Origin of the sequence: Carboxydothermus ferrireducens DSM 11255, from assembly GCF_000427565.1 — a bacterium.
GTDB lineage: Bacteria > Bacillota > Z-2901 > Carboxydothermales > Carboxydothermaceae > Carboxydothermus > Carboxydothermus hydrogenoformans.
Window position 1 is genome coordinate 1 of sequence record NZ_ATYG01000050.1, and the last position, 3,190, is coordinate 3,190.

A 3,190-nucleotide genomic window follows, 5' to 3' on the forward strand; every position below is an offset into this window, starting at 1 on the left:
TTTTAACTCTTATGTATCTTTTTACGCTGGCAATGGCCAATATTTTTTCTGCATTTTTCTTTGCCGTTTTATGCATTTTTATATTGCCAAACACAATTACATGATATTTCATTAACTAAACAAGTCTTTTTTACAACCCACTCACCACTATTACTTAAAGATTTCGAATTAGAGCAAGTAAGAAAAGTTACTATTAATGGTAACAATGAAACAGTTATAGAAAAAACAGACTTAGGTGAAATTTTATTTGATTTGGGTTATTCTACAGAAGATATCCTTCATACTGATTTTGTAATTTTTCTTGAGGGTAAAGACGACAAAGAGAGAATAGCAAATATTATTACACATTTTTATAATATTGATGTATCAAAAATATACTTTGTTGATACAAAAAGTTGTAATAATATTGAAACATATGCGACAATAAGATTTTTAAACAAGACTTCATTTAAAGATAAGTTTGCGATAATACGTGATTCTGACACAAAAGATATAAACGAAATCATAAATAAGTTATTAAACAAATTTAGAGAGAATTTAGGGGAAGAGTATTTGAATGAAATTAGAAATAAAATACTAGTTTTAGAATATAGTTCAATGGATAGTTATTTTCTAAATCCTCAAGTATTGCAAAAAATTGGTATTATAAAAAGTGAAGATGATTATTATAACAAAATAAGACAGTATATTGAAAATAACAAGAAAAATATTATTGACTATTTAAAGAAAATGAATAGTAATGAAAGGGCTGAAGAAATTAAAAATATTTTGTTTGATAGTCGTCCAACTAAGGATAAAATAGAAGATATAAAAAGGTATGTAAGAGGTCATAATTTATTTGGTATTTTTGGTGACTTAAAAAATAAAACAAAAGAATACATTAAATATTCAAGCCCAGATGATTTTAAAGAAATTTTAGACTTCTTAGATCGATTTGCCTATTTTTCTAGTAAGAAAAAAGTCATTAATTAGGTAAATAAATTTCTGCTTTTTAGAACTCCCATTTTAAACGATGCAAAGATAATTCACAAACATTCCTGATTAATTCAACTTTTATTTATACTTTTCTGGCCTGTGATTAATCACCTGGATTCTAACCAGAGGGATTTTTACAAAAAATTTGGACTTGATCAATAAAGTCGAATTATGTAAAATTTTTGCGACAAAATTTGGTAAGACAGTAATAGGAATTGAAAAAATTTGTAGAATTAATTGTAAAAAAATTATAAAAACTAAGGTAATTTAATAGGAACCCTAAAATTTTTGAAGGATGAGGGTTGTCAATTAATGTAAATGTAGTATGAAAAAAGGGAATGATCTTGTTGTAATATCAAAAAGGAGTGGAATTTATGTATTTAAGGTTTTCATCTGCAAATACTGATAGGGTGCGATTTATTGCCATTCCTGTAGGACAAGGTGATGCGTTTTTCTTAGAAACCCCGACTGTTTCAATCCTTGTTGATGGTGGTCGGTCCATTAAAAATTTTGCTTTTTTGTTCCGTAAATTCACAAAAAAAGAAAATGTAGACATAATAATTTGTACGCATAACGATGCTGACCATGCAAATGGAATAATTGGTTTTATCGAATCCGGACTTAAATGCAAAGAGATATGGTTACCGGGACGTTGGGCTGCGGTATTACCCCACTTAGTTAAACCAATCAGTGTTATTGCAGAAGAGCTTTGGGAACAGGTCTGGAGAATTACGGATAGCAAAAGGGAAGAGTATTGGGATTATGAGTTTAAGAATGACAAAACCATATTTGAAAGCCTTGGTGATTACCTTGCAGAGAAAAATCTAGAACACATGAGGTTAACAGAAAGGCCAGCAGAAGAAAACGAAAACTGGCCATTTGAATTTGAAATTGGGATGGCAAATAGGGGATTATGGGCAGATTGGGAACTTTATGATTGGAGATTGATTCGTATGTGGAAAAGGTTATGGATGCACTGGAGTTGGGAAAAAGAACTTTTTTGGCAGGCGATAGAAGCAGGTTTGCGCATTCGTCGAATTGCAGAAGCAGCCTATCATAGAGGAATTCCTGTTCGTTGGTTCGAGTACAATTATACTCATCCAGGTCTTTTGCATAAAAATCCGATTTTGCAACCGTTAAATGCAAGGGAAATTACTCAAATAAAACCTTGTCCACCAGAAGTGTTGCTTGAGTTTTTATCTCTTACAACAGCAAACCGAGAAAGCCTAGTATTTTTTGCAAAATTATCAAGTGATATTCCGGGAATTCTTTTTACTGCAGATTCGGATTTAAAATGGATCCAACTTCCTTACTTGGAAAATTCGATTGTAACAGCGCCGCATCATGGGTCAGATGCGAATGCTTATGCTTATAAAGCTATCACTGCAGCTGCGCAAGGAACCTCTGTTATATGGGTTAGAAGCGACGGTAGATTTCGAGAAAGACCGGGAACTGCTTTCTTGACAGCTCCAGGAAAACGGTTTTGTACAATTTGTAAATCACATGGCATAAATAAACAACCTATCCGATTTAGGCTAAAAAATAGGCAATGGGTTTCAAATTCTAGAAGATGCCGTTGCGATCAGCCCAAAATGGTTATGTTCTAACTCATCAATCTATAAGGAAGTGTAGCCGATCAAAAATAAAAATATTGATAATATTGAAAAATAAAGGGGAGAAGGTATGAAGTTAGTTAAAATTTTTTTAGAAGATTTTAGAGGTTATTATGGATTACATGAAGTTGATATATCAGATTTTACGGCATTTATTGGTAAAAATGATGCTGGAAAGTCATCTATTTTTGAGGCTTTAGATATTTTTTTTAATGAAGGAAAAGGGAATGTTAAGATTGATAAAAATGATCTGAATGTGAAAACAGCAAGTGAAGGTAAGGATTTTTTTAGAATAGGGATAGAGCTTACAAACTATCCTGAAGAATTAATTATCGATGAGACTAATCCCACCAATTTGAAAGACGAATATTTTATTGAATCGAAATAACAATTTAGAAATTTGGAAGACATTTAAAAATGCAAAACTACAAGAAACAGCTTTAAAATGTTACCATCCAGCAAATAGCGATTTTTTGCAAGATATTTTGAGAAAGAAAATAAATGATTTAAGTGTTTCTACTCACATAAAATAACCGTCCAATGCTCAGATTTCGTGGCCAAATAGAAAAGGAATTTGTTTAGATAATGGCGAATAATTGGAG

General features: G+C 31.3%; 3 protein-coding genes. All 3 read left to right on the top strand.

Annotated elements, in window-relative coordinates:
- Window positions 1–60: 60 nt before the first annotated feature.
- Complete coding sequence (locus CARFE_RS0112165; protein WP_154652768.1) at window positions 61–972, top strand: OLD family protein; 912 nt, start codon at window positions 61–63, stop codon at window positions 970–972.
- Window positions 973–1,349: 377 nt separating this feature from the next.
- Complete coding sequence (locus CARFE_RS0112170; RefSeq protein WP_028052933.1) at window positions 1,350–2,582, top strand: MBL fold metallo-hydrolase; 1,233 nt, start codon at window positions 1,350–1,352, stop codon at window positions 2,580–2,582.
- 76 nt (window positions 2,583–2,658) lie between these two features.
- A complete protein-coding gene (locus CARFE_RS15145; RefSeq protein ID WP_051250314.1) occupies window positions 2,659–2,976 on the top strand; it encodes an AAA family ATPase in 318 nt (105 codons plus the stop codon).
- Window positions 2,977–3,190: the final 214 nt, after the last annotated feature.

Bases quoted from the DNA above. Each gene is read 5' to 3' on its own strand.
- CARFE_RS15145 (WP_051250314.1), top strand. From the start codon at position 2,659: ATGAAGTTAGTTAAAATTTTTTTAGAAGATTTTAGAGGTTATTATGGA.
- CARFE_RS0112170 (WP_028052933.1), top strand. From the start codon at position 1,350: ATGTATTTAAGGTTTTCATCTGCAAATACTGATAGGGTGCGATTTATT.